The sequence below is a fragment of the Milkweed yellows phytoplasma str. MW1 genome, from assembly GCF_000309485.1.
GTDB lineage: Bacteria > Bacillota_I > Bacilli_A > Acholeplasmatales > Acholeplasmataceae > Phytoplasma.
The window spans coordinates 1-2,191 of sequence record NZ_AKIL01000098.1 but is presented as its reverse complement, the minus strand read 5'-3'; the positions used below and the strand labels follow the sequence as shown (position 1 = coordinate 2,191).

Annotated in this window: 3 protein-coding genes and 1 pseudogene; all 4 read left to right on the top strand. The window is 21.3% G+C overall.

Features of this window, described 5'->3' with window-relative positions; translation table 11 throughout:
- The first annotated feature begins 25 nt into the window (after positions 1 to 25).
- Positions 26 to 115, top strand: coding sequence for an SVM family protein (locus tag RI76_RS03350; RefSeq protein WP_261974341.1), 90 nt, complete (start codon positions 26 to 28; stop codon positions 113 to 115).
- Between the two features lie 2 nt (positions 116 to 117).
- On the top strand, positions 118 to 360 hold the full coding sequence (locus RI76_RS02900; RefSeq protein ID WP_261974340.1) for a hypothetical protein: 243 nt from the start codon (positions 118 to 120) through the stop codon (positions 358 to 360).
- A 1,066-nt stretch (positions 361 to 1,426) separates the two neighbouring features.
- Complete coding sequence (locus RI76_RS03345; protein ID WP_017192492.1) at positions 1,427 to 1,594, top strand: SVM family protein; 168 nt, start codon at positions 1,427 to 1,429, stop codon at positions 1,592 to 1,594.
- 340 nt (positions 1,595 to 1,934) lie between these two features.
- Positions 1,935 to 2,191 (top strand): annotated as a pseudogene (locus RI76_RS02085) (SVM family protein); the annotation flags it as partial.

Genomic DNA, 2,191 nt, shown 5'->3' with positions numbered 1-2,191 from the left:
ATTAAAAAAGGAGTTTTAATAAATAATGTTTAAATTAAAAAACCAATTTAAAATAATAAGTATTTATTTGTTTATTTTTTTGGGATTATTAGTTAATAATAATATAGTAATATAGTAATGGCGAATAATGCAAATTCTAATGTCAATATACCCCGAAATAACAATGTTAACAACAATATATTAACACAAATCAGAACTTTGCATGATTTATTGTTAAGTGAAGCAAACTTATTTCAAGAAATTTATAATGCTGCAAGAGACAATCTGCCGCAAGATATAATAATTAATTTAAAAAATCAAATAAGAAATATACATATACAATCTGAAAATATTAGAATAAATATTCTTTCGAATCAATAATAAAATAACTCAAATATAAACAAAACCCTCTCTCACAGGGTCTTTTTCTTTTATCCCTCCCGCACACGCAACTGGAAAGGCCATTAAACCAAAAACCCAAAGGAGGCAAACAAAACCATGAGAGAACTAAAAATATTACAAAAACAAATTAAAAAATTGCTATCAAAGTTGATGCATGTTATAATAAATTTATAAACAAAAAGGGGTTTTCAAATTATGGATAAAAACAAAATTGAGCCATTAAATTGTATGTTATATTATGCTCAAAAAAATAAAGAAGATTTAGAAAGAGATTATGATAATTCCCAAGATCGTTATTTCGATCCATAGACGCCTAAACACTCTCTACGAAATCACCTCAACTGAGAGATAAAAATAAAAGGAGATTTGATTAATATTAAAATTAAAAAATTTAATTTTAATGAAAAAGCGGTTATAAATTCAATTAATCAAAATATTTTTTTAAAAGCGTTTTTTTATCAAAAACCCTTCGAAACAAAATTTTTATAAAAAAACTTTTTATTATTTTTTAAAAAACATTAGTGGCATTAATAATATTGAATATTTTCGAAATAAAAATAATACCGTTTATATTATTAATCAAGAAGTAAAAACAAAAAAAGATATTAAAAATAAATACTATACTACTAAAGAAAAATCCATTGATTTTGCTTTTGATTATGAAAATTTATCTATAAGTTTTTATGTTTTTCATAAGTATACAAAACAATCTGGCGGCGCACAAGATAATCAAAAAAATGACATTAAACAATTTATTAATGAAGCTTCTACAAATTATTAACGTTTATAATAAAAAATAATTTTTTTTTGTTTGTGATGGAGATTATTATACTGATTATAAAATAACGTAATTAAAAAATCTTATTCGTCAAGAAAATTTTTATGTTTTACAATCAAATAAAATTGAAGATTTATTATTAAAAATAAAAATGATCAAAAATAAATATTTAATTAAATTTAAATAACTAAAAAATTATAAGACCTTTTTGAATCCCTATACGAAATAATCACCTCAGATGAGAAATAAATAAAGGAGTTATTGTTAATGTTTAAAATTAAACATCATTTATTATTCTTAAATATATTTATATTTGCTTTCTTAGTATTATTTTTAATTACTAGTAATAACCCTATTATGGCGATGGGAAATAAACATAGTAATAATAACGAAATTACCAACGATGAAGAATATGCTTTGTATATACAAGCATAACTTGCAATACAAAACGAATTAACAAGCGTAAAAATTAATAATGAAAAAAAATTAGAACTTTTTTATAAACAAAGTTGTATTACAAAAGCAATCACAAAATATAATAAAAGAAAAACAATCATCAATTATCAATTTCCCATCATAATCAACCAGAAAGTTCTCGAAATAATTTACATTCTTTAACAAAAAATGATAATAATTTATCTGGCGATCTTCAATATATTAATTTTACAAAAAACAATTCTAATACATATTCAGTTGATAAACCAGAAAGTTCTAAAAAGAACAATTCTAAAAATAAAGGAGTGGTAATTAATGATTAAATTAAAAAAAACAATTTAAAATAATTTATCTTTGTTTAATAAATTTTATAGGATTATTATTTGTTGTTAATAATTATCAATTAATGGTGATGCAAAACAATAATTTATTAGATTCAAGAGCATCAAAGGAACATTTATATCTAAATCTAATAAACAACAAGATTTGGAGTTTGTCCGTAAAAAAACAAGAATTATTTATGTTATCTGCATCTAACGGAGATCAAAAAACTAAATCTATATTAAATAAAAGATATTTTCGTTATATAAATATGAT